General features: G+C 71.8%; 2 protein-coding genes and 1 pseudogene. 1 reads left to right on the forward strand and 2 read right to left on the reverse strand.

All coding sequences use genetic code 11. The features are described 5' to 3' along the window. A partial coding sequence (locus PROKR_RS20635; protein ID WP_036966653.1) for a response regulator transcription factor occupies positions 1-225 on the forward strand: 225 nt, incomplete at its 5' end. Positions 226-252: 27 nt separating this feature from the next. On the opposite strand, the gene fgd is transcribed toward PROKR_RS20635, so the two are convergent. Both fgd and PROKR_RS35670 read right to left on the reverse strand, forming a co-directional pair. Further along, positions 253-1254 carry a glucose-6-phosphate dehydrogenase (coenzyme-F420) gene (gene fgd, locus PROKR_RS20640; protein WP_036966656.1) on the reverse strand — a complete coding sequence of 334 codons (1002 nt, stop codon included), beginning with the start codon at positions 1252-1254 and terminating at the stop codon, positions 253-255. 67 nt (positions 1255-1321) lie between these two features. Next, positions 1322-1694, reverse strand: a pseudogene (locus PROKR_RS35670) (MFS transporter); the annotation flags it as partial.

Below are 1694 nucleotides of genomic sequence, written 5' to 3' on the forward strand. Positions count from 1 at the left end.
CGGGCCGGCGCCGACGACCGGCTGGCCGCACTCACCGAGCGCGAGCGCGAGGTGCTGCAGCAGCTCGGCCGCGGGCTCACCAACGACGAGATCGCCGCCGAGCTCTACCTGAGCCCCGCCACCGCGCGCACCTACGTGAGCCGGCTGCTCGCCAAGCTCGGCGCGCGGGACCGGGCCGCCCTGGTGATCCTCGCGTACGAGACGGGCCTGGTCAGGACGTCCTGACCAGGCCCGTCCGGGCCGGCCGGGACGTCAGAGCGACCGCAGCCGCGGCAGCACGTCCTCGCTGAACTGCGTCAGAAACCGCTCCTGGTCGTGACCCGGCCCGTGCACCACCAGGTGGTTGAGGCCCGCGTCGACGTAGGGCTTGATCATCGCGACGGCCTCGTCGGGGTCGGAGGCGACGATCCAGCGCTTGGCGACCTGCTCGATCGGCAGCTCGTCCGCGAGCTGCTCCATCTCCGTGGCCGAGGTGACGCTGTGCTTCTGCTCCGGCGTGAGCGACAGCGGCGCCCAGAACCGGGTGTTCTCCAGCGCGGCGGCGGGATCACGGTCGTAGGAGATCTTGATCTCGATCATCTTGTCGACGTCCGCGACGTCGCGCTCGGCCTTCTCGGCACCCTCGGCGACCGCGGGCAGCAGCTTCTCCGTGTACAGGTCCATGCCCTTGCCGGAGGTGCAGATGAAGCCGTCGCCCGCACGCCCCGCGTACTTCGCCACGAGCGGCCCGCCGGCCGCGATGTAGACGGGCACAGGGCTGACGGGCCGGTCGTAGATGTTGGCACCGACCAGCTCGTAGTAGTCGCCCTTGAAGTCCACGGACTCCTCGGTCCACAGGGCCCGCATGAGCTGCACGGCCTCGCGCAGCCGCGCGAACCGCTCCTTGAACTCGGGCCACTCCATGCCGGAGACGGCCGTCTCGTTGAGGGCCTCACCCGTGCCGACACCGAGGATCACGCGGTTCTCGGTGAGCAGGGCGAGCGTCGCGAACTGCTGCGCGATCACCGCGGGGTTGTAGCGGAACGTAGGGGTGAGCACGCTCGTGCCGAGCTGGATGCGAGAGGTGCGCTCCCCCGCCGCGGCGAGCCAGGCGAGAGCTGAGGGCGCATGACCCCCCTCGTGCCGCCACGGCAGGAAGTGGTCGGAGACCATCGCGCTGTCCAGTCCCACCTCCTCGGCGCGTACTGCGAGCTCAACCAGCTCGCGCGGCCCGAACTGCTCGGCGGACGCCTTGTACCCGATCTTCAGAGTCACGGTTGTGACCCTACGCTCCATCGCCCGCCCGCGAACCCGGTCGTCGCGCACATCACATCGTCCCTGCTCAGGAACGCCGCATCGCCGTGGCGGACCAGGCCCCAGCAAGCGCGACGAGCACCACGAACACCCCCAGGACCAGCGGGGCCGGCAGGTACACGAGGCCGACGCCGACCGCGAGCACGGGGACCACCAGCCCGGCGTAGCCCACGAGGAACACAAGGGCGAGGGCCTCGGCCCGCTCGCCGGGGGGCACCAGCGCCGCCGTCCGGCCCAGGGCGGACTTGAAGAGCAGTCCCGCCCCGCCGCCGGCGAGCAGGCCACCCGTCAGGAAGAGCGCCGTCGACGGCAGCACGACGCCGCCGAACAGGGCGGCCGGACCCACGATCATCAGGGCCGTGGCCGCGCGCAGCTGGCGGGCCGGCGCGACGGCCGCGACG

The organism is Promicromonospora kroppenstedtii DSM 19349, from assembly GCF_000515355.1.
GTDB lineage: Bacteria > Actinomycetota > Actinomycetes > Actinomycetales > Cellulomonadaceae > Promicromonospora > Promicromonospora kroppenstedtii.